We start from the raw sequence: 24,055 nt of genomic DNA, 5'->3' as shown, positions 1-24,055 counted from the left end.
CAAGACAGGACCCACATTCAATGGCATACACCACTTTTTCACAGACGAAAAACGATCAGCTGCAGGAGCCGATGTTCTTCGGCCAGCCGGTTAACGTGGCGCGCTACGATCAGCAAAAATATGACATCTTCGAAAAGCTGATTGAAAAGCAACTTTCCTTCTTCTGGCGTCCGGAAGAAGTGGACGTTTCCCGCGATCGCATCGACTTCCAGGCACTGCCGGAACATGAAAAACATATCTTCCTCAGCAACCTGAAGTACCAGACGCTGCTGGACTCCATTCAAGGCCGCAGCCCGAACGTCGCACTGCTGCCGCTGATTTCCATTCCGGAACTGGAAACCTGGGTCGAAACCTGGGCGTTCTCAGAGACGATACACTCCCGCTCTTACACCCACATTATCCGCAATATCGTTAACGATCCGGCGGTGGTGTTTGACGACATCGTCACCAACGAGCAGATCCTCAAGCGCGCAGAAGGTATTTCGCACTTCTATGATGACCTGATCGAGATGACCAGTTACTGGCATCTGCTGGGTGAAGGCACGCACACGGTAAACGGCAAAACCGTCACCGTGAACCTGCGCGAGTTGAAAAAGAAACTCTACCTGTGCCTGATGAGCGTCAATGCGCTGGAGGCGATTCGCTTCTACGTCAGCTTTGCCTGCTCCTTTGCCTTTGCCGAGCGCGAATTGATGGAAGGCAATGCAAAAATCATCCGTCTGATCGCCCGTGATGAAGCGCTGCACCTGACCGGCACCCAGCATATGCTGAACCTGTTGCGTTCTGGCGTGGACGATCCGGAGATGGCGGAGATTGCGCAAGAGTGCAAACAAGCGTGCTATGACCTGTTCGTGCAGGCGGCATTGCAGGAAAAAGAGTGGGCGGAATATCTGTTCCAGGGCGGCTCGATGATCGGCCTGAACAAAGACATTCTCTGCCAGTACATCGAGTACATCACCAACATCCGTATGCAGGCGGTGGGCCTTGATTTACCGTTCCAGACCCGCTCCAACCCGATTCCGTGGATCAACACCTGGCTGGTGTCCGATAACGTGCAGGTGGCGCCGCAGGAAGTGGAAGTCAGCTCCTACCTCGTTGGTCAGATCGACGCGGAAGTGGATACTGACGATTTGAGCAACTTCCAGCTCTGATGATGAGCCGCATCACGCTGCGCCTTTCCGGCACCCAGGTCCTGTGCCGGGATGAACACCCCTCTTTGCTGGTGGCGCTGGAATCACAACAGGTTGAAGTGGAGTACCAGTGCCGTGAAGGCTACTGCGGCTCCTGCCGCTGTCGGTTGGTGGCAGGCCAGGTGGACTGGATTGCCGAACCGCTGGCTTTTATCAACGACGGGGAAATTTTGCCCTGCTGCTGCCGGGCAAAAGGCGACATTGAAATCGAGATGTAAGCCGGGTCAGCGTCATAAAAAAAGGCCTTTTCAGGCCTTTTTTATTTACGGTTGCCGGTGAAGAAACTGCACGGCTTTGTCCGGGAAATCGGTAAATACACCGTCGACGCCCGCCTGGCGATACAACACCTCATACAACTGGTCCACATTGCTGGCATAACCCGGCAGTTTATCCGCACGCACGGTAAACGGATGCACCTGCAAATGGCTGGCATGCGCCTCTTTCACCATCGCCGTCAGCGTAACGTGCCCTGGCGTTGAGCCTTTCGCCACCAGCATATGGTAATCCGGGCCAATCCCGTCGGCGTACTGCGCAATCTGTTTCATCGCACCGGGTGTAAACATCCAGTCGTAGCTGTAGTTCACCCATTTGCCGTCCGCCTGCTTCTCCTGCGTTTCGTTCCAGTCGGTATAGGCAATCAGTTGCACCAGATTGAGATCCATCCCCCTCTGCGGCTCCAGTTCATGCTTAATCCGCTTCAGTTCATTGGCGTCAAAGCATTGCAGATACACCTTGTCCTGCTTGCTGGTGTAGCCGTACTTTTTCAGCACGTCCAGCGTCTTCGCGGCAATGTCTTTCCCTTCCTGATGGTGGAACCACGGCGCTTTGATTTCCGGATAGATACCAATGTTTTTACCAGTGGAGTGATTCAGCCCCTGCACAAACTCGATCTCCTCTTCAAAGGTATGAATACGGAAATCGGATTTGCCCATCGGGAAGCGCCCCGGGAAAACCTGCACTTTTTTTCCCTTCTCCAGCTCAAAACCTTCGGTAAATTTCAGCGAACGGATCTCATCCAGCGTAAAGTCGATAGCGTAAAAACGGCCATCTTTACGGGCGCGGTCCGGAAAGCGCTCCGCCACATCCGTAACGCGATCGAGGTAATGATCGTGCAGCACGACCAGCTGGTCGTCTTTGGTCATCACCAGATCCTGCTCGAGATAATCCGCGCCTTGCGCATAGGCCATCGCTTTCGCCGGCAGGGTATGCTCCGGTAAATAACCGCTGGCGCCGCGATGGGCAATAACGATTTGATCTGCCGCCAGCGCCTGGCAGGAGGCAAGTCCCGCCAACAGCAAACCGGTGGTCATACGGGTGAAGGTGCTTTTCATCATGGCTCCTTTATTCATTATTGGCGACGCGCAAGCACATCTGCATGGTGGCGCTTCTCGCCAATCATCACGATAATCAGCAACAATACCGCCAGAATGCTACCGCCAATCATCACCATAAAGCCGCCATCCCAGCCGAAGAAATCCACGGTATAACCGACAATTGCGCTGGCGGCCACCGACCCGCCAAGATAACCAAACAGACCGGTAAAGCCCGCCGCCGTGCCTGCGGCTTTTTTCGGTGCCAGCTCCAGCGCATGCAGACCAATCAACATCACCGGGCCGTAAATCAGGAAACCAATCACGATCATGCAGGCCATATCCACGGTCGGATTACCCGCCGGGTTTAGCCAGTAAACAATCGTCGCGATGGTCACCAGCGTCATAAAGAACACCCCGGTCGCGCCGCGATTGCCGCGGAAGACTTTGTCCGACATCCAGCCGCAAATCAGCGTACCGGGAATCCCCGCATATTCATAAAAGAAGTACGCCCACGAGGATTTATCCAGCGCGAAGTGCTTCACCTCTTTCAGATAGGTCGGCGACCAGTCGAGGATGCCGTAACGCAGCAGATAAACGAAGACGTTCGCCACCGCGATGTACCACAGCAGCTTATTGGGCAGGATGTACTGCATAAAGATCTGTTTTGCCGACAGCTCTTCTTCATGCTTATCGCTGTAATCATCCGGGTAATCGTTTTTGTACTCTTCAATCGGCGGCAAACCGCAGGATTGCGGAGTATCACGCATCAGTGCGAACGCAAAAATTGCCACCAGGATCGCGCCAAACGCAGGCATATAGAGCGCCGCATGCCAGTCGTTAAACCACGCCATACCGAGCAGGAACAGCAATGGCGGAATACCACCGCCAACGTTATGCGCGCAGTTCCATACCGACACGATACCGCCACGCTCTTTCTGCGACCACCAGTGCACCATGGTGCGCCCGCACGGTGGCCACCCCATGCCCTGGAACCAACCGCACAGGAACAGCAGCACAAACATAATGGCGATGCTGGAGGTTGCCCACGGCACAAAGCCCATAAACAGCATCACCGCTGCCGCCAGAATCAACCCGGCAGGCAGAAACACGCGCGGGTTCGAGCGGTCAGACACCGAACCCATAATGAATTTTGAAAAACCATAGGCGATTGAAATGCCCGACAACGCAAAGCCTAAATCACCCCGCGAAAACCCCTGCTCAACCAGATACGGCATCGCCAATGCAAAGTTTTTACGCACCAGGTAATAGGCGGCGTAACCAAAGAAAATCCCCAGAAATATCTGCCAGCGTAAACGACGGTAGGTTGGGTCGATCTGCTCTGCGGGCAGACGCGACTGATGGGTGGCAGGTTTAAAAATGCTCAACATAACGGCCTCCGTGGCGCGGTGAACTCATGATGCCTGTCATCAATGAGTGAAAACGAACATAACCTCAGTTAGTCGCGGCGAATTGTATTGAAAGTTTTAATCAGAGAGGGTGAGTTGTCGCACAGAATGTTACAGAAATATGACAAAAAGTCTCCATTCACGCATAAAAGCACACCGAACTTTCGTTTTTTGCTCGAATATGCGCGATATCAAACAAACCACAGCAAGAGTGTGGCTAAATGGTCGTTAAAGAACGTCGAACAGAAGGACGCGAACATGCGCAACTCCAGTGACTACGATGTGATCATTATTGGCGGCGGCGCGACGGGCGCCGGCATCGCCCGCGATTGCGCCCTGCGCGGCCTGCGCGCGGTGCTGCTTGAACGCCACGATATCGCCACCGGCGCGACCGGGCGTAACCATGGTTTGCTGCACAGCGGCGCACGCTATGCGGTGACCGACAATGAATCGGCGCGGGAGTGTATCGCCGAAAACCAGATCCTGAAACGCATTGCCCGCCACTGCATTGAACCCACCGATGGCCTGTTTATTACCCTGCCGGAAGATGATTTGGTGTATCAGCGTCAGTTTATCGACGCCTGCCTGCAGGCCGGTATTCCGGCGCAGGCTATCTCTCCGCAGGAAGCCCGGCGTATGGAGCCCAGCGTCAATCCCACGCTGACCGGTGCGGTGCGCGTGCCTGACGGTACGGTCGATCCGTTCCGCCTGACCGCGAGCAATATGCTGGATGCGCGCGAACACGGCGCGAAGATCCTGACCGGGCATGAAGTATGCGGGCTTATCCGCAACGGTGAAACCGTCAGCGGCGTACGCATCCGCCATGCCGCCAGCGGCGAAACCCAGGAGTTGCATGCGCCAGTTGTGGTCAACGCCGCCGGGATCTGGGGGCAACGCATTGCGGAATATGCCGATCTGCGCATTCGCATGTTTCCGGCCAAAGGCGCGCTGTTAATCCTCGACCACCGCATTAATCAGCACGTTATCAATCGCTGCCGGAAACCCGCCGATGCCGATATTCTGGTGCCGGGCGACACCATCTCGCTGATAGGCACTACCTCAACGCATATTGACTACAACGATATAGACAATACCCGCGTCACGCCGCAAGAGGTGGATATTCTGCTGCGCGAAGGGGAAAAACTCGCGCCGGTGATGGCGCAAACCCGCATTTTACGCGCCTATGCCGGTGTGCGTCCGCTGGTGGCCAGTGATGATGACCCCAGCGGGCGTAACGTCAGCCGGGGCATTGTGCTGCTCGATCACGCACAGCGTGACGGGCTGGAAGGGTTTATCACCATTACCGGCGGCAAACTGATGACCTACCGCCTGATGGCGGAATGGGCGACCGATGCGGTATGCCGCAAGCTCAATCACAGCGCCGTCTGCACCACCGCCAGCGCACCGTTGCCTGGCTCAAAAGAGCCCACCGAGCAGGCGCTGCGAAAAATTATCTCACTGCCCACACCGTTACGCGGTTCGGCGGTGTATCGCCATGGCGACCGCACACCCGCCTGGCTGGGCAGCGACAGGCATAACCGCAGCCTGGTCTGCGAATGCGAAGCCGTGACTGCTGGAGAGGTGCAGTACGCGGTAGAAAATCTGAATGTCCATTCGCTGCTCGATTTGCGCCGCCGTACCCGTGTGGGAATGGGCACCTGCCAGGGCGAGCTGTGCGCCTGTCGCGCCGCCGGGTTGCTGAACCGTCTGCATGTCACCACCGAGAGCGAGTCCCTGGCGCAACTGGCAGATTTTCTCAATGAGCGCTGGAAAGGTGTGAAACCGGTGGCCTGGGGCGATGCACTGCGGGAAAGCGAATTTACACGTTGGGTTTATCAGGGATTGTGCGGGCTGGAAAAGGAGACGGATGATGAGATTTGATACGGTTATTATCGGCGGCGGGCTTGCCGGTCTGTTATGCGGTATTCGCCTGAGTGAAAACGGGCAGCGCTGCGCCATTGTCAGCCGCGGCCAGAGCGCGCTGGGTTTCTCCTCCGGCTCGCTGGATCTTCTCTCCCACTTGCCGGACGGTCAGCCTGTTCGCGACCTGAACAGCGCCATCGCCCTGCTGGCGCAACACCATCCCGCCCATCCTTACGCCCTGCTGGGTGCAGAACGCGTGCGCCACTATGCGCAGCAAACCCAGACGCTGCTGGCCGACTGCGGGCTGGCATTGCAGGGTGACGTCGATACGCCGCACCTGCGGGTTACCCCATTAGGTACGTTTCGCCGGGCCTGGCTGAGTCCGGAGGAAGTGCCGCTAAAACCCGACGTCAGCCAGCGCACCGGGGTGATCGGCATCAGCGGTTTTCCCGACTTTCAACCGCAGCTTGCCGCCGCCTCCTTGCGTAAACGCGGCATCGACGCCCATGCCGAAGAGATAGAGTTGCCGGTGCTCGACAAACTGCGCGATAACCCCAGTGAATTTCGTGCGGTGAACATTGCCCGCCACCTGGATGCGCCGGAACACTATGCCGCCCTGTATGAGGCACTGCGCCCGCTGAGTCAACAGTACGACATATTATACCTGCCCGCCTGTATTGGCCTGACGGACAGCAGCGTATTTACGCAGCTTAACCAACAACTGGCGTGCCCGCTGCGCTTACTGCCGACGCTGCCGCCGTCAGTACCGGGCATGCGCATGCAATTTTTGCTGCAACAACGGTTTATCCACAGCGGTGGAAGCTGGATGCCCGGCGATGAAGTGCTCCACGCCGATATCCACGATGACCGCGTTACACAGTTGTGGACCCGCAAACATGAAGATATCCCGTTACGCGCCCGCCATGTGGTGCTCGCCAGCGGCAGCTTTTTCAGTAATGGCCTGATCGCCGATCGTGACCGCGTGCGGGAAGCGGTGTTTGACCTGGATGTTCTGCAATGCGACAAACACAGTGACTGGTATCGGGACGATATTTTCGAGACTCAGCCATGGCAGCAATTTGGCGTACAAACCGACGCACAGCTCCACGCCCTGCGTCAGGGGAAAGCCATCCACAATCTGTATGTTGTCGGTTCGGTGTTAGGCGGATTTGACGCCATCGCCCAGGGGTGCGGCGGCGGCGTTTGCGCCGTCACTGCACTGCATGCCGCACAGCAGATAGCCGCACAGGGAGGCGAACAATGAGCACCACCCAGTTTGAAAGCTGTATCAAGTGCACAGTCTGCACCACCGTCTGCCCGGTCAGCCGGGTGAATCCCGCCTATCCTGGGCCGAAACAGGCAGGCCCGGATGGCGAACGGTTGCGCCTGAAAGATGCCGCGCTGTATGACGAGGCGCTGAAGTATTGCACCAACTGCAAACGCTGTGAGACAGCCTGCCCGTCCGGCGTAAAAATTGGCGATATTATTCAGCGCGCCCGTGCACAGCATGCGCCGAAACAGCTCTCAATCCGTAACGCGATCCTGAGCCACACCGACCTGATGGGTACACTTTCCACGCCCATGGCGCCGTTGGTCAACACGGCAACATCGCTCAAACCGGTGCGCCAGTTGCTGGATAAGGCGCTGAAAATTGATCACCACCGGACGCTGCCGAAGTACTCACACGGCACTTTCCGCCGCTGGTATCGCAGCGTTGCCGACAAGCAGCGCGCCTTTCCGGAACAGGTGGCGTTTTTCCACGGTTGCTACGTCAACTACAACCACCCGCAACTGGGCAAAGATTTGCTGCGGGTGCTGAACAATATGGGCATCGGCGTACAACTGCTGGAGCGGGAAAAATGCTGCGGCGTCCCGCTGATCGCGAACGGCTTTTTCGACAAGGCCAAAAAACAGGCGCAATTTAACGTGACGTCGCTGGAGCAGGCAATCGGCACGCAAGGTTTGCCGGTGATTGCCACCTCTTCCACCTGTGCGTTCACTCTGCGTGACGAGTATCCGCATCTGCTGGATGTCGACAACAGCCATCTGCGGGCGCATATCGATTTAGCGACCCGCTGGATCTGGCGCATGCTGGATGAAGGTCGCTCCCTGAGCCTGAAAACCACGCCGCTGAAAGTGGTCTATCACACGCCGTGCCATATGGAAAAAATGGGCTGGACGCACTACACATTGGAGCTGTTGCGCCGCATTCCGGGGCTGGAGCTGACAGTGCTGGATTCCCGCTGCTGCGGTATTGCCGGAACGTACGGTTTTAAAAGCGAAAACTACCCTACGTCGCAGGCCATTGGCGCGCCGCTGTTTGCACAAATCGAAGCCAGCGGCGCAGACCTGGTGGTGACGGATTGTGAAACCTGCAAATGGCAGATTGAGATGTCCACCAGCAAACGCTGTGAACACCCCATTACCCTGCTGGCGCAGGCCTTAATCTGACGATGCGCGCCGCCAGTACTACGCTGGCGGCCTGTTTCTAATAGCTCTCTTTTGCAACGGCGGGTTGCGTACCCGGTTTAAACATGGATAGCCGATTATCGAGCGCCGCGCTATAAAGCAGGGTATCTACCCCAACGGCTACAAAATTCGCTCCCCATGTCAGGCACTTCTGCGCCATTTGCGGATCGACCGCAAGAAACCCAGCGGCCTTACCCGCCGCGCGAATACGCCGGATGCTCTGCTCAATGATCCGCTGGACTTCCGGATGCCCGGCATTGTCCGGGTAGCCCAAAGACGCGGAGAGATCCGCCGGGCCAATAAACACCCCATCAATGCCATCGACATCGAGGATCTGATCGAGATTGTCGAGCGCAGCTTTACTCTCTACCTGAATCAACAGGCATAACCCCTCATTCGCCTGCGCCATATAGTTCTCCACCCTTCCCCAACGCGCAGCGCGCGCAACGCTCGCGCCCACGCCTCGTACACCTTCCGGCGGATAGCGGGTCGCGGAAACAATCTCCCGCGCCTGCTCAGCGCTGTCCACCATCGGAATCAGCAAGGTTCTTGCGCCAATATCCAGTACTTGTTTGATCAGGCTACGGCTGCCTTCCACAGGACGGATCACCGGCTCGCTGGCATACGGCGCTATCGCCTGTAATTGATGGTAGAGATCCTGAATCGTGTTCGGCGCATGTTCGCCGTCGATCAGTAACCAGTCATACCCCGATGTCGCAGCGATCTCCGCCATATAGGAGGTTGTTGAGCTGAGCCACAGGCCAATTTGTGTCTCGCCGCGGCGTAACCCCTCTTTAAACGGGTTCGATAAAATAGTGTTCATGGTCATCCTTAGCGCATTACTGATGTTGTGCGCGGTGAGCGGGTGATACGCTGCGATTCACCCGCAGCGAGAAGATCATCAGCGCGCCGATAATGGCGACGCAGGCCAGCGTCAGCAGCCCGGCAGCAGGACTGGCGAACACCGTTTCCGCTTTAACGCGGATCAGCGGCGCGAGAAAGCCGCCCACCGCCCCGAACAGATTGACAAAACCAATACCCGCCGCCAGCGCCGTGCCGGACAACAACTGCGTCGGCATCGTCCAGAACACCGGCTGTACGGCGATAAACCCGACCGCCGCCACGCATAACGCCATAATAGCCGGGACCGGAGAAACAAGGCCGGATACGCCAATGCCAATGCCTGCCGCCAGTAACGTCAGGGCGGCAATATTGCGGCGTTCTCCGGTACGATCGGAATAACGGGGGATCAGCCAGGTGCCGACCAGCGCCACCACCCAGGGAATGGCCGTCACCACTGAGGCGACAAACCCGACTTTCGTCCCCAGCAGCGCAGCCACCTGGGTTGGCAGGAAAAAGATCAGGCCGTAAACAGCCACCTGGATCGTCAGGTAGATCAGCGCAAGCTGCCAGACACGCCCATTGCGGGCGGCATCACCAAGACGGGAGGTCGCTTTTTTCTCCTCTTCGCTGGCCAGTTGCGTCAGTAACATCTGTTTCTCTTCGCTGTTTAAGAAACGCGCCTGCGCAGGGGTATCATCCAGCCAGAAAAAGGTGAACACGCCCGCGCCTACCGCCAGCAACCCTTCAATGACAAACATCCAGAACCAGCCCGCATGGCCCAGAAAACCGTGCATCTCCAGCAACGCGCCGGAAAGCGGTGAGCCAAGCGAAAGCGCCAGCGGCGCACCCATATAAAACAGCCCCATAATGCTGGCGCGGTTACGCTGTGGGAACCACTGCGACGTGAGGTAAATCATGCCCGGAAAGAATCCGGCTTCTGCCGCCCCCAGCAACGTACGGATCACAAGGAATTTCATTTCCGTGTCGGCCCATGCCATTGCGGCAGACAAAAATCCCCACAACAGCGTGGTGCAGCCAATCCAGCTACGGGCGCCAAATTTGCGCATCAGCAAGTTTGCCGGTACGCCCAGAACGGCATACACCACAAAAAATATCCCGGCGCCGAGGGCATAAGCCTCATTGCTTAAGCCGGTATCCAGTTGGTAAGCCTGTTTGGCAAAACCAATGTTTGAACGATCAAGAAAGGCCAGCACATACAGCGCCAGCATAAAGGGGATCAAACGGGCGCGGTTTTTCTTCACCACGCTCTCAAGCAAGGTGTTACTCATAGCAATATCCTCAACGGATGGCGCGCCGCAAGGCGACACGGCGCAGTGTGTTAATGGCTATAAGGACGTGTAAGGTGACAATCGCGGTTCAGCTCCACGCCAAAACCCGGTTTATCCAGCACGGACTTATGAATTCGTCCGCCTGTGGGTACGGGTTCATCAAGCAGAATCGGATCAAACTGCGGACGCAGCGTGGCGCAGTCCGGGCTGGTCATCAGGAATTCGCTGAATGGCGTATTGGTAAAGGTGATCACCGCATGGTGTGAATAGACTGACGAACCGTGCGGCACGACCAGTTGCCCACGCGCTTTGGCGATAGCGGCTATTTCCACCAGCGTGGTGAGTCCTCCGCACCAGCCCACATCCGGCTGCATAATGTCGATACCGGTTTCTGACAGCGTGCGGAAAGATTGCAGCGTACCGTGGTGCTCGCCGCTGGTCACCATCATCCCGGCGGGAGCCTGGCGTTTGAGCTCCCGGTATCCTTCAAACTGCTGCGGCGGCAGGCACTCTTCAATCCATTTCAGATTGTACGGCGCGCAGGCGTGCGCCAGTTTGGTGGCGTAGTTCACGTCCTGGCTCATCCAGCAATCCAGCATCAGCCAGAAATCGTCGCCGCATTTTTCACGGTACTCCGCCACCATGGCGGCATCTTTACGGATGCCAGCATCACCATCATGCGGCCCCCAGTGAGTGGGCATTTTCCCACCAATAAAGCCCATCTCTTTCGCCAGATCCGGTCGTGCGCCGGTGGCGTAGAACTGAATCTCATCGCGCACCGCGCCGCCCAGCAGTTTGAACACCGGCAGCCCGACCACTTTGCCGAACAGATCCCACAGCGCCAGATCGACACAAGAGAGGGTATTCATGACCAGACCGCCGGAACCGGCGTAATACATCGTAGCGCCCAGCATCTGGTCGTGGATCAGTTTGATATCGCTGACGCATTTGCCTTCAATAAAACGGCTAAGGTGTTTTTCGACAATAAAACAGCCCATCTCCCCGGCAGTGGACACCGCGAACCCGGTCTGGCCGTTTTCCGCCTCCACTTCCACAATCAACGTGCCCAGTACATTGATACCAAACGACTGGCGTGACTGCGCATACTGCGCGTATTTGCTCATCGGGGTGGCGATATGATCGTCAATCCAGTGATTCGCCCCCTGATCGTGGTAGTCACCGCCGCCAGCGCCTTTTTCCGCCGTTGCGCCGCCGGTAAACCAGGCGCGAACCTGTTTGATTTTTGGTAGGGTCATGATGTTCTCCTTATTTTGTGTGATTGCAGTTATGAAGCTTGTTGCTCAAAGGGGCTTTTCCATCCCAGTAAGCGGGAAATGTCTTTGGCGCAGGCAATCGCCTTACCGGCCAGGTAATCGCGATTGTCTTCATTGATTTGCAGGCGTGTTCCCACCACCGAGATGGCTGCCGTCAGCTCATTTGCAGCGTTAAACACCGGGGCGGCGACACAGCGGACATCGGCGTAATCTTCACCATTGTCAAAACTCCAGCCTCTGGCGCGAATTCGGGCCAGTTCCTCATGTAGTTGCTGCGCATGCATGATGGTGGTGGGTGTGGATTGTTCGAAGGTCAGCCCGGCAATCACGGTGTTGCGTATTTTCTCTGGTTGCCAGGCCAGTAAGCATTTACCGATCCCGGAACGGTACAGCGACAAACTTTTGCCCTCGTGCGAACGCACGCTGATGGTAGAGGACGATTCAACCTTCAGTATGTACCAGGCGCTTTCCCCTTCGATCACGCCGAGATGGCACAGCAGCCCGGTTTCCGCCATCAGGCGCGTCAGCACAGGACGCGCGATATCACGCAGATCGATGCGGCTAAGCGCCGCATTCGCCAGCGCCACCAGTTTCAGCCACAGGCAGTAGTTGCCCTCATTGTCGATGCGGATAAAACCCTGCTGACGTAACTCAGCCAGCAGCAAATAGGCGGTGCTCTTGGGGATCGCTAACTGGTCGATAAGGGTTGCGGCGCTGCAAGGGCCGACGGCCGCAATCATATTGAGAATATCGATAGCGCGGGTTAGCGCCGGGACTTTGCTTGATTCCAACATGCTGGACTCCAATCCTGAATACTGGAATCAGTGTTGCGATTGTCAGAGGGATAATTTGTGAACGCCGTCAAAACACGGACGTGTTCCAGCGGGCTGGACTTTTCAGGGGGATAAAGTGAGATCAACAGCACAGAATATTTCGAGGGGAGTACAACAGGCTGGACAAGATGAAGCCGGGCCTGTGCCCGGCATCGTGTTATTCGACGGAAAGCGACTCGACGACATTGATCCAGCCGTGATCGCTGGCGATGTCTTTGCCCTCAAGCCAGCGGCGCAGGATGTTCAGCGCCATCATGGCGCACACTTCCTGGCGAACCTCCAGCCCGTGGCGGTTGGTGTTGAACTTCACGCGCAGCGCGCGCGTGCCGTCCGGCGTCGCCAGCGCAAAATTCAGGTGATCGTCTTCAAGCCCGGTCACCGTCAACGCCAGTCCGGCAAGGTGGCGGTTACGCAACTCCGTGGTCCAGCGTGCGCTTTGCGCCAGCTCTTCCGCCTGCGAGGGCAGCACTTCGCTGACCAGCAGCGGCGCACCCGCACGGGAAAGCTGCAACGCCACCAGCCCGCCGGTGAACTGTTCACTCAGGGTCAGGCTCAACTGGCGTTCGCGCAGGCGCGCAGCCAGCACGGCTGGTAAACCGACTGTCCCTTCAAAAATAAGGCTCTCGCCCGCCACGCGTTTAACGTCCGGCCACACCGCTTCCATTGCCGCACGGTGCTCCGCCGGGCCGGTCAGTTTCAGCTCGATGATCGGCATGGATGAGCGATACCCCATTACAACGCCCGGTGGCAGTTCGAGGTGCGCCAGGCTTTGTGCCAGATCGCTTTCCGAACGACCGAAGGTGGTTAAACGCAGGCATACCGGCGGCTCCGGCAGTGTAAACCGTGCGCGCAGGCGCGGCAGGATTTCGCGTTCAACCATAACTTTAAATTCAGAGGGCACGCCCGGGGTAAAGAACATCAGGCAACGGTTCAGTTGGATGGCAAAGCCGCAGGCAGTACCCACAGGGTTATCCACCAGCTCCGCGCTGGCCGGAATTTCTGCCTGTTTACGGTTGCTCGGCGCCATAACGCGGCCGCGCTCGTTAAAAAAGCGCTCCATGTGCGTCAGCCACGCGTCATGCAGCACTAATGATTCGCCCTTTGCGGTCGCGGCCGCCAGCGCGCTCAGATCATCACTGGTTGGCCCCAGCCCGCCATTGACGATCAGCACATCCGCATGCTCACTACGTTCGCGCAGAATGGCGACCAAATCTTCGAGGTTATCGCCTACCGTGTTACGGCGCGTTAACGGCAATCCCTGATTAAAGAAAAAATCCGCCAGCCACGCGGCATTGGTGTCCACAATCTGCCCGTGTAGCACTTCATCGCCGGTAGACAGCATCTCTACGTTTAACATCATTAACTCCTGTAATAGAGGTTGAAACACTATAGCGCATGCGTAGAGCGAAAGAGGAAAGAAACGGGCGCGGACGAACGCCGCGCCGGGAGATTAGAAGCTCGCGCTCACACCCACATAAGGACCATCGGCAACGGCGTTATCACGACGCCCTTCTTTGCCGGTCATGTCGATGTAACGATAACCCGCTTCCACGGTCAGCGGACGCATAATGGTGTAGCGCGCGCCTGCGTTGGCTTCCTGGTACTCTTTAACACCGCTGGAGAGCGAATCTGGTGAGTAGTAATACTCGCCAAAGATGCTGAAGCTGCTGGCGATTTGCCACTGCAGACCACCGCCCACCGCGATAGCGTAACCTTCGCTACCTGCGTTCGGGTTCAGGTAAACGCCTTTGCCGCCCACAGTGCCGAGGAACGGACCCAGCGGAATGTTGTAACCCAGTCCCAGACCGGCGATATCGCCATCGTCCTCGCTGTGCGCCCAGTTACCGCTGACGGCAATACCACTTGTTTCAGTACCAAAACCAAAGCCCAGGTTGGTGTAATCCTTACCAATCTGACCGCTCAGGCTAACAGCCTGCGCACCGGCAGATACCAGCAACAGGCTGGCTAAACCCAATAAAGCAACGTTTTTCATTTCTGATTTTTTCCGCACATAACGGGCCAATGCCCAAAAGCTCCTGATTGTACGCCTATTTTTATGCCAGAAGAATGAATAAAAAAAGCCTGAACTATAGCCAGCGTCAATTTTTCTTCGCCATCGGATGCTATAACAATCAACACGCAATCAATGACTCTCAAGGAACAGCAATGCGACAACGGACAATTGTCTGCCCCCTGATTCAGAACAACGGTGCTTACCTGTTATGCAAAATGGCCAATGACCGCGGCGTTTTTCCTGGTCAATGGGCCTTATCCGGCGGCGGTGTTGAGCCGGGCGAACGTATAGAAGAGGCGCTACGCCGCGAGATCCGCGAAGAACTGGGCGATAAACTGCAACTGAGCCAGATAACGCCGTGGACGTTTCGTGACGATGTGCGGGTAAAAACCTATGCCGATGGCAGCACAGAACAAATCTATATGATTTACCTGATCTTTGATTGCGTGAGCGCTAACCGTGACATTGATATTAATGAAGAGTTTCAGGCGTACGCCTGGGTTGCGCCTGCGGACCTGCATCAGTATGACCTGAATGAGGCAACCCGCATGACGCTGAAGATGAAAGGGTTACTTTAACCCCCGCTAAATAGCAGGCCGCAAACAGCGAGCCTGCTCTGCTATCCGCCCGCCTCGTTAGCCCTTCAGCCAGGCATTGACCCACTGCTGTAATGCCCGTCGGGAGATCTTAATCCCGCCATTTTTAAGCGCTTCCGGCAAAACCAGCCAGTGAACGGGTTGCTGGAAGCGGGCCAGCTTATCCGCCACCCAGCCAGCAAACTGGCTGATATCGGTGCCATCGTCACACTCCACGACCGCAACCGGGCGCTGACCGAACTCGGCATCATCCACCGGCACCACCAGCACCTGTCGCACCCCAGAGTGGGTGGCGATCACCCGCTCCACCTCTTCAGGTTGAATGCCTTCACCACCGCTGAAAAAGAGATTATCGAGCCGACCGAGAATGGTCAGGCGACCTTCTTTCAGCATGCCGCGATCGCGGGTTGCAAACCAGCCATCGTGCCTGGCGAGCGGCAACAGCTCCCCGTTGCGCCAGTAGCCTGCCGCCATACTCTCCGACCGCAGCCACACTTCGTCATCGACAATTTTCACTTGCCGCCCCGGCAAGGCTACGCCTACATCCGGTGCGCCGTCGGCCTCTTTGGCGCAGACGGTAGAGGCAAATTCAGTCAGGCCATAACCGCACCAGCTACGGATCCCCCGCTCGCGCGCCTGCTGCGTCAGCGCAACCGGAATGGCTGCACCACCGAGCAAAACGGCTTTCAGCGCCACTGGCGCGTTGTCATTCAGTAAACGCCACAGCTGTGTCGGGACCAGCGACGCATGCGTGCAGCCGACCAGCGCCTGCTCCAGCGGCAGCTTGTCGCGCACGGTAATACGCGCCCCGGCCAGCAGCCAGCGCCACAAAATGCCCTGCCCGGACACGTGAAACAGCGGCAATGAGAGCAGCCAGTCATCTTCTGGTGCAAAGGGGAGCAGCGAAAGTACGCCTTCAGCGCTGGCCAGATGCGCAGCGCAGGTGTGCACCGCCGCTTTCGGTAAACCCGTCGAGCCGGACGTCAGCGTCATCGACGCCAGCCGCTGCGGCTGCCACGCCACGGCGTACTCTCCCTCCGCCGTATGCTGAACCAGCGCCGTCAGCTCGCTCACCGCTTCCTGCCCATCAACGTCCAGCATAAACCGCAGTGTTAATTGCGGTAGCAACGCGGTCAGCAAGGGAGCGGGAAGCTGAGGGTTGACCGGCAACACCCGCGCGCCGCACTGCAATAACGCCAGCCAGGCCAGTAAGGTGTGCGGGTGATTGCGGGCGCGCAGCATCACGCCGTCGCCCTCCTTCACACCCTGACGGGCAAAACCGCTGGCCAGCGCATCCACACGGGCGCACAACTCGCGCCAGCTCAGGGTTTGCTGGTCAAGCCGGATTGCCGCCTGCTCACCGCGCACGCTGCGCCAGTGCCGCCAGGGCCAATCAATAAACATCATAATAACGGTTCCAGTACATCCATCTGCAGGCAGGGCAAATCACTGTCCGGCCAGCGGCGCAGCAGTTGCGCTTTCATCAAATGCAGCGTATCCAGACCCGGAAGGGTTCCCGGCGTGAGCCAGGCGGCAATACGCGCCAGTTGCGTCAGTCCAAGGCTCGACTCGATCGAAGAGCTGATCACCACCGTCAACCCGAGCGCTTTCGCCGCGGCGACCTGCTGTTGTACTTTCTGCAAACTGCCGGTGAGCGTCGGCTTGATCACCACCGCCCCAACGCCTTCCTGCGCCTCAAAACGAAAATCCTCATCGCGCAGGCTTTCATCCCAGGCAATGGTGATCCCTGTCTCGCGGGCAAAGGCCAGTGACTCCTCACGGGTTTTACACGGCTCTTCAAGGAATGCGATACGCGAGCGGTAGTCCGGATTAACATATTTCGCGAACTGCTGCGCTTTCACTGGCGTCCAGGCGCGGTTGGCATCCAGCCGCAGATGCAAATCTGCAATCGACTCCAGCAACAGGTTAACGACCATACCGTCGCGTACGGCCTCATATAACCCGACCTTCACTTTCGCCACTTTCTCGCCGGGCAACGCAGCGAGCGTCGCAAACAGTTCGTCCGGATCGCCTGCGCACAGCATCGCCGCGCGGTAATCCGCGGCATGCGGCAGTGCGTTTTGCAGTTCCGCCAGCGCGCAACTGAGGCCAAAGGCCGCCGAAGGTTGTTCCGGCAGCGGCAATAACTGCCCCTCAGACCAGGCGCGAGCCCAGGCGACAACGGCCTGCTGCGCCTCGTCCAGCGTTTCCTGACTAAAGCCAGGCAGAGGGGAGATCTCCCCCCAGCCTTCACATCCTGCGTCCTGCAAATGGACAAACAGGCCGTCGCGGGTTTTTAGCCGCCGATCCCGCAACACCACGCCCGCGTCGAGGGGGAGTTGCCAGCGGTAAACCTGCGCCTGGCGCATTATGGATTCCGTTTGAATTTGCTGAAGTCAGGCTGGCGTTTCTGGTTAAACGCGTTGCGACCTTCCTGCCCTTCTTCGGTCATATAGAACAGCATGGTGGCGTTACCCGCCAGCTCCTGCAACCCGGCCTGGCCGTCGCAGTCCGCATTCAGTGCCGCTTTCAGGCAGCGCAGCGCCATCGGGCTGTTTTGCAGCATTTCACGACACCAGCGTACGGTCTCTTTTTCCAGTTCAGCGACCGGCACAACGGTGTTAACGAGCCCCATATCCAGCGCCTGCTGCGCATCGTACTGACGGCACAGGAACCAGATTTCGCGGGCTTTTTTCTGCCCGACGATGCGCGCCATATAGGAAGCGCCCCAGCCACCATCGAAAGACCCCACTTTCGGGCCAGTCTGGCCAAAGATCGCGTTTTCCGCGGCAATGGTCAGATCGCACATCATATGCAGTACGTGACCACCGCCAATGGAGTAACCCGCAACCATGGCGACAACCGGTTTCGGACAGGTGCGGATCTGGCGCTGGAAGTCGAGCACGTTGAGATGGTGCACACCGGAGTCATCCTGATAGCCGCCGTAATCACCGCGCACTTTTTGATCGCCGCCCGCACAGAAGGCTTTTTCCCCTTCCCCGGTCAGAATGATCACCCCGATGTTGTCGTCGTAACGGGCATCGGACAGCGCCTGGATCATCTCTTTCACCGTCACCGGACGGAATGCGTTACGCACCTGCGGGCGATTAATGGTGATTTTGGCGATGCCGTCAGCAGACTTGTGGTAACGAATATCCGTGTAGCCTTCGGAACAGTCACGCCATTCAACCGGCGCGTAGAGCATGCTTTCTTCTGGGTAGATCATAGTGTGTCCTTTATCTCAAGACGCAGAATTCGCGCCAGGACAGCGGCAACACCCGCGGGATTCTCCCGGTGTGCGTTGTGCCCGGCGGCAGGAATGGCGTGACAGTGGCGGGTGACTTGCGTCGCCAGCGCGCAAAATTTACTGTCGAATTCACCGTATAAATAATGAACTGAAAAAGGTAACGCATGCAGCGCAGCGCGCAAATCGGGCTGGCAAGCCAGTGATGTCGCCTCCAGCATGGCGGCAAGCGTTGCACCGTTGTTCTGACTACGTAACGCGACTAACGCCGCGCGCTGCGACGCATCCAGCGACGCAAAAACCGGCTGCCGGTACCAGGCGTCAAATACCGCATCCAGCGGCTGCTGGCGAAAACGCGCGGCCCAACGCATGTCGGAAAGCTGGCGTTCTGTGCGGGCGGCATCATCGGTCAGACCAGGATGACCACCTTCCACCACCAAACCACGCAGCCCGCCCGGCTGCTGGCACGCGTGATACATCGCCACGCGCGCGCCCAGCGAATAACCCACCAGCCAGTAGTTGCGTATATTGTAATGCGCGAGCGTAGCCCGCAAGCAGGTGTCCATCTGCGCAAATGAGGTCACGGCCATCTCCGCCGAGCCGCCATGACCGGGTAAATCAAGATACAGACGGGGAAAATCCGCAAGCGTCGCGCCAACGGTCTGCCATTCGCGGTTGTCGCCGGAAAAACCGTGCAGAAACACCAGCCATGGCTGCTGCTGCCGACCGATCACCGTCTGCCCGTGTAAAATCACAGGTGGCTCACCTGCGCCAGCAAGTTTTGCAAGGTCTGCGCACCGTCGGTCTCTTTCACCACCAGCTCAATCAGTGTCGCCCCTGCCTTGCTCCACGCGCCAGCAAAGGCCTGATCCAGCGCATCCCAGGTTTCCGGGCGATGATAATTAAGACCGAACATGGCAGCCGCATGGGCAAAATCAACATGTTGTGGCATCAGATAAAACTGCTCGCGCTCCGCGGGAGGCGTAGGCAGCAACGAAAAAATCTGCCCGCCATTATTGTTCACCACCACCAGCACAAAGGGGGCGGAAACCTGCCGCAGCAACGCCAGCGCGTTAAGATCGTACAACGCGGAGAGATCACCAACGATAGCCAGCGTCGGTCGGGCGCTGGCACGCTGCACACCGGCCGCCGTGGAGAGCAAACCATCAATGCCGCTCGCGCCACGGTTGCTGTAGACCGGATAACCGGCCGGAAGCTGCCCCAGCGCATCCACCAGTCGCACCACCAGGCTGTTACCGAGGAAAACCTGCCCCTGTTCCGGTAAATACCGCGTAATACGATGCGCAAACTGGGCTTCGCCGAAGGTGTCGCGATGCGCGCCCACCCGTTCCCACGCTTGCACGGAAAGCTGCGCAACGGTGCTGTACCAGGGCGCGCGCGGCTCCGCCGGGTGCTGTTCCAGCCATCCGGCCACGTCTGTGACCAGCCGGCGGCCGCGATGATGGGCAGGATCAAGCCGTCCCGGCAGCGAGTCAATCAGCCAGTACTCTTGCGGCTCGCACGTCGCCTGCCATTGCAGAAGGCGCTTACCGGTCAGGCTGCTGCCAAATTGCAGGACAATCTGCGCCTGGTTCAACTCGGAGACAGCCCGGGCGTTACCGAGCCATAAATCTGCGCACGGCAACGGCTGCCCGGTCTGCGACAGTGCATCGCCAATCAGCGGCCAGCCAAGTGTTTTCGCCCATTGTGCAAGTTGCTGACCTTCAGCGGCGCTCATACGCCCGGCGATGATCACACCGCGCTTTTGCCGCCAGAAAAACCAGTCGCGCTGCTTTTCGCACTGCAACCGCGCAGGGGCTTGCAGCCAAGGTTTATCATCCTGCCACCACTCCCCGAGAGCCTGCAGCCACGGCAGATCGCGCTCATCCATGTCGCCATACAACGGCTCAGCAAAGGGGCAGTTGATATGCACGGCACCACCGTGCAATGGCCCCAGCAGGTTATCAATAGCAGAGACCAACCAGCGCGCCGGAATATCCTGAGACGGGCGCGGCAATGCCAGCGATTCCGTGGGATGCGAGGCAAACATGCCCGGCTGGCGGATAGCCTGATTTGCGCCGCAATCAATCAGCTCCGGGGGACGGTCAGCCGTGAGCAAAACCAGTTTTTCCCCGGTCAGCCCGGCTTCAATCAACGCAGGATAGAGATTCGCCACCGCCGTGCCGGAGGTAACAATCACGGCCACCGGCTGCTTACTGGCTTTCGCCAGCCCTAACGCCAGGTGACCCAATCCACGCTCATCAAAATGGGTGTGATGGATAAAGGCGCGGTTTTCCGCAGCGGCCAGCGTTAAGGGTGTGGAACGGGATCCTGGGGCGATGCACACATGCCTGACGCCGTGGCGAGTGAGGGCTTCGAGGATCACCGTCGCCCAGCGTCGGTTAAAGGAGCTTATAGACATGAGTTTGTCCGGTATCAATATTGCGACTTAGTATAAATAATCGAAAACTGCGGGTTTTTGATATGCGTCGGTTATGTGTGCGTAAGTCATAATAACGAGCGCAACCCTGCCGCTTTATTTTCGATTTCCTGCCACTCTTGCTCCGCATCCGAACCCGGCACAATGCCGGCTCCGGCATAAAGACGAACCGTGTTACCGTTGATTTTCGCCGAACGCAGCGCCACGCAAAACTCACTCTGCGCACGGGATAAATAGCCTGCGGAACCGGCATACCATTCGCGTTCGAACGGCTCATGCGTTTGAATAAACGCCCAGGCTTCGCGACGCGGCAGCCCGGCGACAGCCGCAGTGGGTTGCAGCAGTTGTAAGCACAGCGCATCATCCGGCGTTTGCAGATCGGTCCAGATACAGCGGCGTAAATGCTGCACCTTACGCAGCCGGATAATCTGCGGCGGCAGAACCTCCAGCGCGCCGGTTTCCCGTTGCAGGCGCTGGCAGATATCTTCCACTACCAGCATATTTTCCCGCTGATTTTTATCATCACTCATCAGCCAGTCGGCAAGGCGCTGCGCCTGCTGGTCATCTTCATGACTGGCGACGGTACCCGCCAATGCTTCGGTGCGCAGCGCCGTCCCGCGCCGCCGCCACAACCGCTCAGGCGAGGAGCCTAAAAAAGCCTGTTGCGCATCGAAGGCAAACAAAAAGTGAAAGCAGTGGTAATTGAGACGGCGACTGGCGGCCATCAGCGAGGCGGCATGCACGGCGTTGGAGAAAGCGTAGTCCGTTGCTCTGGCAAGGACAACTTTATCCAGCTCTGCATTGTCGAGCGCACGAAGCGCCTGCGCCATCAGCGTCTCCCAGCCTTCGCGATCCGGAACGTGCCGCTGTTCTACGCATACCTGCTGCACACTCGCCAACGGTTTAAATGCCGCCAGCGTTTGCAGAAAATCCGCCGCCTGCGCAGCATCATCATGCAGGGAGTGCTCGCTGAACAGATAGAGGCGTAATATCGCCTGCCCACCTTCGCGCCGCCATTCCAGGCGCGGCAAAAACAGAGCCCCCTGCTGCAGATTAAACGCGTTCAGCCCCCATACGCGAACATCGTCAGGGCATTGCTGTAAAAACTGCTGTGCGAGGGGTAATGACGCGAAGTGGCGCAGCGCGCCGAGCGCGGCGGCTTCATCTTCGCCGCTACGCTGCTGCCAGTAAAACTGTGGATAGACGGGCTGGCTGGCAAGCCAGGCAAGGGGGTCAAACGCGTCATTTAACGGGAAAGGGGCATCAAAAAAGCAAAAACCGGGCGAATGGGGAAAATCGTCAGCCAGGCGGTCGTGCAGATGCTCCAGCGCAGAGGAAATGGAATACACGCGAACCCCTCCCTGTTAAAAACCACATAGTATACAAGGTACTTAGGGTAATAGCAGTACCTCTTTCCAGGGAGGGGACGTGAGGTGTTAGCGGCGGGCTAACAGCAGACCCAGCACCAGGCCGACAGCTGCACCTACGCCAACGCCCTGCCACGGTTTTTCGTGCACGTAGTCGTCGGCGCGATAGACCGCTTTTTTGGCGCGGTAGTAGTAGGTGTCCGACGCGCTGCTGACGCGGTTTTTCACCTCATTCAGCGCCTGTTCGGCACGGGCTTTAAGCTCGATATACTTCTGGTCAGCAGGGTCACCCGAGGAGCGGAGTACTTCTTCCAGCGTTTCGCTCAGCAGGGTCAGGTCGTCATCAATACGTGAATCATAAGAATGATATGACATCTCTTTTCTCCATGTTATGCACCTGTTTGCCCGCTAACTATAGACAATAGCCGCCGGTTACGCCTGACCCATCTCCCGCGCCATGCCGATGTGCAAAATGCCATCTTCGTCATACACGTCGGTCACCGGCTGAAAGCCGAAATGGCCATAGAAAGATTGCAGATGCGCCTGTGCGCCCAAGTATAACGCGTGCTGCGGCCAGTTTTGCGTGCAGGAAAGTATCGCCCTTTCCATTAACTGGTAGCCCAGTTTTTCTCCGCGAACCTGCGCACTGACAATCACCCGCCCGATAACCACCGGTGACAGATCATCGTCACTTTTCAGAATCCTCGCATACGCCACCAGTTGGTCATCTTTCCAGCCGAGGATATGGCGGTTCTCTCCCACCAGATCGTCCCCGTCGATATCCAGGTAAGGACACGTCTGCTCAACAACAAACACTTCGCAGCGCAGTTTCAGCAGCGCATAAAGTTCGGTAACGGTTAATGCCGAATGGTGAAGGTCCTGCCAGCGGATCATATTCTGCTCCTTATTTATCATCACCTCGTTATACTAAATTTTTTTACATTCCGGCAAAGGACACGGTGTATTGTGGAATTGATTTTTTTAGGCACCTCGGCGGGCGTCCCCACGCGGGGGCGTAATGTCACCTCGCTGCTGCTGAACTTGCAGCATCCCACGCGCGCGGGGCTGTGGATGTTCGACTGCGGTGAAGGCACGCAACACCAGATGCTGCGCACCGCTTTTCACCCGGGCAAACTGGATAAGATTTTTATCAGCCACCTGCATGGCGACCACCTGTTCGGCCTGCCGGGGCTGCTGTGCAGCCGTTCGATGGCGGGCAATGTCCAACCGTTACAGATCTATGGGCCAAAAGGGATCCGCGAGTTTGTAGAAACTGTGCTGCGCCTGAGTGGTTCGTGGACAGACTACCCGTTAACCATCGAAGAGGTCACGCCGGGTCTGGTGGTGGATGACGGGCTTCGCCGCGTGACGGCTTACCCACTTGCACACCCGGTGGAGTGTTATGGCTACCGCGTTGAAGAGCACGATAAGCCCGGCGCATTGAATGCGCAGGCGCTTGCAGCACAAGGCATTATGCCCGGCCCGCTATTCCAGAGACTGAAGGCAGGCGAAACGGTCACGCTGGAGGACGGGCGCATTATTAATGGCGCAGATTATCTGGCGCCGGCAACCACAGGCAAAAAACTGGCGATATTCGGGGATACGTCGCCCTGCGAGGCGTCACTGGCGCTGGCGCAAGGGGTGGATCTTATCGTGCATGAAGCTACGCTTGAGAGCGCCATGGAGGAGAAAGCCAATAGCCGGGGTCACAGCTCAACGCGCCAGGCTGCGCAGCTTGCTTTAGATGCCGGCGCGGGTCGTCTGGTGATTACCCATCTCAGTTCACGCTATGATGAGCGCGGCAGTCTGGCATTACTGGCAGAATGCCGAACAATATTTGCGCAAACGGCACTTGCAGAAGATTTTCTGGTTGTTCGTCTATGATGTGATATGGAGCACTCTATTTTTCCCTTA

General features: G+C 57.7%; 23 protein-coding genes. 7 read left to right on the top strand and 16 right to left on the bottom strand.

Features of this window, described 5'->3' with window-relative positions; translation table 11 throughout:
• Positions 1 to 20 precede the first annotated feature (20 nt).
• Positions 21 to 1,151, top strand: a complete 1,131-nt coding sequence (nrdB, locus tag ACQ3G7_RS01845; protein ID WP_263100047.1) for a class Ia ribonucleoside-diphosphate reductase subunit beta — start codon at positions 21 to 23, stop codon at positions 1,149 to 1,151.
• Positions 1,152 to 1,153: 2 nt separating this feature from the next.
• A complete protein-coding gene (gene yfaE, locus ACQ3G7_RS01840; protein ID WP_061499845.1) occupies positions 1,154 to 1,408 on the top strand; it encodes a class I ribonucleotide reductase maintenance protein YfaE in 255 nt (84 codons plus the stop codon).
• A 45-nt stretch (positions 1,409 to 1,453) separates the two neighbouring features.
• On the opposite strand, the gene glpQ is transcribed toward yfaE, so the two are convergent.
• Positions 1,454 to 2,521, bottom strand: a complete 1,068-nt coding sequence (glpQ, locus tag ACQ3G7_RS01835; protein ID WP_430888890.1) for a glycerophosphodiester phosphodiesterase — start codon at positions 2,519 to 2,521, stop codon at positions 1,454 to 1,456.
• A gap of 17 nt (positions 2,522 to 2,538) precedes the next feature.
• On the bottom strand, positions 2,539 to 3,891 hold the full coding sequence (gene glpT / locus ACQ3G7_RS01830; protein ID WP_263100046.1) for a glycerol-3-phosphate transporter: 1,353 nt from the start codon (positions 3,889 to 3,891) through the stop codon (positions 2,539 to 2,541).
• Positions 3,892 to 4,167: 276 nt separating this feature from the next.
• Here glpT and glpA point away from each other — a divergent pair, with 276 nt between their 5' ends.
• From glpA to glpC, 3 genes are read left to right on the top strand one after another with little or no spacing between them, the layout of a single operon-like run.
• Positions 4,168 to 5,790 (top strand): anaerobic glycerol-3-phosphate dehydrogenase subunit A, encoded by a 1,623-nt coding sequence (gene glpA, locus ACQ3G7_RS01825; RefSeq protein ID WP_430888628.1) that lies wholly within the window; start codon positions 4,168 to 4,170, stop codon positions 5,788 to 5,790.
• Complete coding sequence (gene glpB / locus ACQ3G7_RS01820; protein ID WP_430888889.1) at positions 5,780 to 7,036, top strand: glycerol-3-phosphate dehydrogenase subunit GlpB; 1,257 nt, start codon at positions 5,780 to 5,782, stop codon at positions 7,034 to 7,036. Before glpA ends, glpB begins: the two co-directional genes overlap by 11 nt.
• Positions 7,033 to 8,223: an anaerobic glycerol-3-phosphate dehydrogenase subunit GlpC gene (gene glpC / locus ACQ3G7_RS01815; protein WP_263100044.1), complete on the top strand. Its 1,191-nt coding sequence runs from the start codon at positions 7,033 to 7,035 to the stop codon at positions 8,221 to 8,223. The genes glpB and glpC overlap by 4 nt, the downstream gene beginning before the upstream one ends.
• Before the next feature lie 37 nt (positions 8,224 to 8,260).
• Here glpC and yfaU read toward each other — a convergent pair whose 3' ends face one another.
• The 6 genes from yfaU to ACQ3G7_RS01785 all read right to left on the bottom strand — a co-directional run bounded on the left by yfaU (position 8,261) and on the right by ACQ3G7_RS01785 (position 14,473).
• On the bottom strand, positions 8,261 to 9,064 hold the full coding sequence (yfaU, locus tag ACQ3G7_RS01810; RefSeq protein ID WP_430888627.1) for a 2-keto-3-deoxy-L-rhamnonate aldolase: 804 nt from the start codon (positions 9,062 to 9,064) through the stop codon (positions 8,261 to 8,263).
• A gap of 16 nt (positions 9,065 to 9,080) precedes the next feature.
• The gene (locus ACQ3G7_RS01805) at positions 9,081 to 10,373 is read right to left on the bottom strand and encodes an MFS transporter (protein WP_430888626.1); all 1,293 of its coding nucleotides are present in this window, start codon (positions 10,371 to 10,373) and stop codon (positions 9,081 to 9,083) included.
• 50 nt (positions 10,374 to 10,423) lie between these two features.
• The gene (rhmD, locus tag ACQ3G7_RS01800; RefSeq protein WP_430888625.1) at positions 10,424 to 11,629 is read right to left on the bottom strand and encodes an L-rhamnonate dehydratase; all 1,206 of its coding nucleotides are present in this window, start codon (positions 11,627 to 11,629) and stop codon (positions 10,424 to 10,426) included.
• A 29-nt stretch (positions 11,630 to 11,658) separates the two neighbouring features.
• A complete protein-coding gene (locus ACQ3G7_RS01795; protein WP_430888624.1) occupies positions 11,659 to 12,441 on the bottom strand; it encodes an IclR family transcriptional regulator in 783 nt (260 codons plus the stop codon).
• A 196-nt stretch (positions 12,442 to 12,637) separates the two neighbouring features.
• Positions 12,638 to 13,837, bottom strand: a complete 1,200-nt coding sequence (locus ACQ3G7_RS01790; RefSeq protein ID WP_430888888.1) for a nicotinamide mononucleotide deamidase-related protein YfaY — start codon at positions 13,835 to 13,837, stop codon at positions 12,638 to 12,640.
• Between the two features lie 93 nt (positions 13,838 to 13,930).
• Entirely contained in the window at positions 13,931 to 14,473 is a 543-nt protein-coding gene (locus ACQ3G7_RS01785) for a YfaZ family outer membrane protein (RefSeq protein ID WP_061499843.1), read from the bottom strand.
• 173 nt (positions 14,474 to 14,646) lie between these two features.
• On the opposite strand from ACQ3G7_RS01785, the gene nudI reads away from it, so the two are divergent.
• Entirely contained in the window at positions 14,647 to 15,072 is a 426-nt protein-coding gene (nudI, locus tag ACQ3G7_RS01780; RefSeq protein ID WP_430888623.1) for a nucleoside triphosphatase NudI, read from the top strand.
• 57 nt (positions 15,073 to 15,129) lie between these two features.
• On the opposite strand, the gene menE is transcribed toward nudI, so the two are convergent.
• The 8 genes from menE to ACQ3G7_RS01740 all read right to left on the bottom strand — a co-directional run bounded on the left by menE (position 15,130) and on the right by ACQ3G7_RS01740 (position 23,035).
• Positions 15,130 to 16,497 (bottom strand): o-succinylbenzoate--CoA ligase, encoded by a 1,368-nt coding sequence (gene menE / locus ACQ3G7_RS01775; protein WP_430888622.1) that lies wholly within the window; start codon positions 16,495 to 16,497, stop codon positions 15,130 to 15,132.
• Positions 16,494 to 17,459 (bottom strand): o-succinylbenzoate synthase, encoded by a 966-nt coding sequence (menC, locus tag ACQ3G7_RS01770; RefSeq protein ID WP_430888621.1) that lies wholly within the window; start codon positions 17,457 to 17,459, stop codon positions 16,494 to 16,496. Before menC ends, menE begins: the two co-directional genes overlap by 4 nt.
• Positions 17,459 to 18,316, bottom strand: coding sequence for a 1,4-dihydroxy-2-naphthoyl-CoA synthase (menB, locus tag ACQ3G7_RS01765; protein WP_263100040.1), 858 nt, complete (start codon positions 18,314 to 18,316; stop codon positions 17,459 to 17,461). The genes menC and menB overlap by 1 nt, the downstream gene beginning before the upstream one ends.
• A complete protein-coding gene (menH, locus tag ACQ3G7_RS01760; protein ID WP_430888620.1) occupies positions 18,313 to 19,089 on the bottom strand; it encodes a 2-succinyl-6-hydroxy-2,4-cyclohexadiene-1-carboxylate synthase in 777 nt (258 codons plus the stop codon). Before menH ends, menB begins: the two co-directional genes overlap by 4 nt.
• On the bottom strand, positions 19,086 to 20,756 hold the full coding sequence (gene menD, locus ACQ3G7_RS01755) for a 2-succinyl-5-enolpyruvyl-6-hydroxy-3-cyclohexene-1-carboxylic-acid synthase (protein ID WP_430888619.1): 1,671 nt from the start codon (positions 20,754 to 20,756) through the stop codon (positions 19,086 to 19,088). The genes menH and menD overlap by 4 nt, the downstream gene beginning before the upstream one ends.
• Before the next feature lie 86 nt (positions 20,757 to 20,842).
• Entirely contained in the window at positions 20,843 to 22,123 is a 1,281-nt protein-coding gene (gene menF / locus ACQ3G7_RS01750) for an isochorismate synthase MenF (protein WP_430888618.1), read from the bottom strand.
• Positions 22,124 to 22,210: 87 nt separating this feature from the next.
• Positions 22,211 to 22,516, bottom strand: a complete 306-nt coding sequence (elaB, locus tag ACQ3G7_RS01745; RefSeq protein WP_061493935.1) for a stress response protein ElaB — start codon at positions 22,514 to 22,516, stop codon at positions 22,211 to 22,213.
• Positions 22,517 to 22,573: 57 nt separating this feature from the next.
• Positions 22,574 to 23,035, bottom strand: coding sequence for a GNAT family N-acetyltransferase (locus tag ACQ3G7_RS01740; protein WP_430888617.1), 462 nt, complete (start codon positions 23,033 to 23,035; stop codon positions 22,574 to 22,576).
• Between the two features lie 72 nt (positions 23,036 to 23,107).
• On the opposite strand from ACQ3G7_RS01740, the gene rbn reads away from it, so the two are divergent.
• A complete protein-coding gene (rbn, locus tag ACQ3G7_RS01735; RefSeq protein ID WP_430888616.1) occupies positions 23,108 to 24,025 on the top strand; it encodes a ribonuclease BN in 918 nt (305 codons plus the stop codon).
• The last annotated feature ends 30 nt before the right edge of the window (positions 24,026 to 24,055 follow it).

The sequence above is a fragment of the Kosakonia sp. N21 genome (assembly GCF_050587465.1).
GTDB lineage: Bacteria > Pseudomonadota > Gammaproteobacteria > Enterobacterales > Enterobacteriaceae.
The sequence above is the reverse complement of the archived record's forward strand: the minus strand, read 5'-3'. Positions and strand labels throughout refer to the sequence as shown.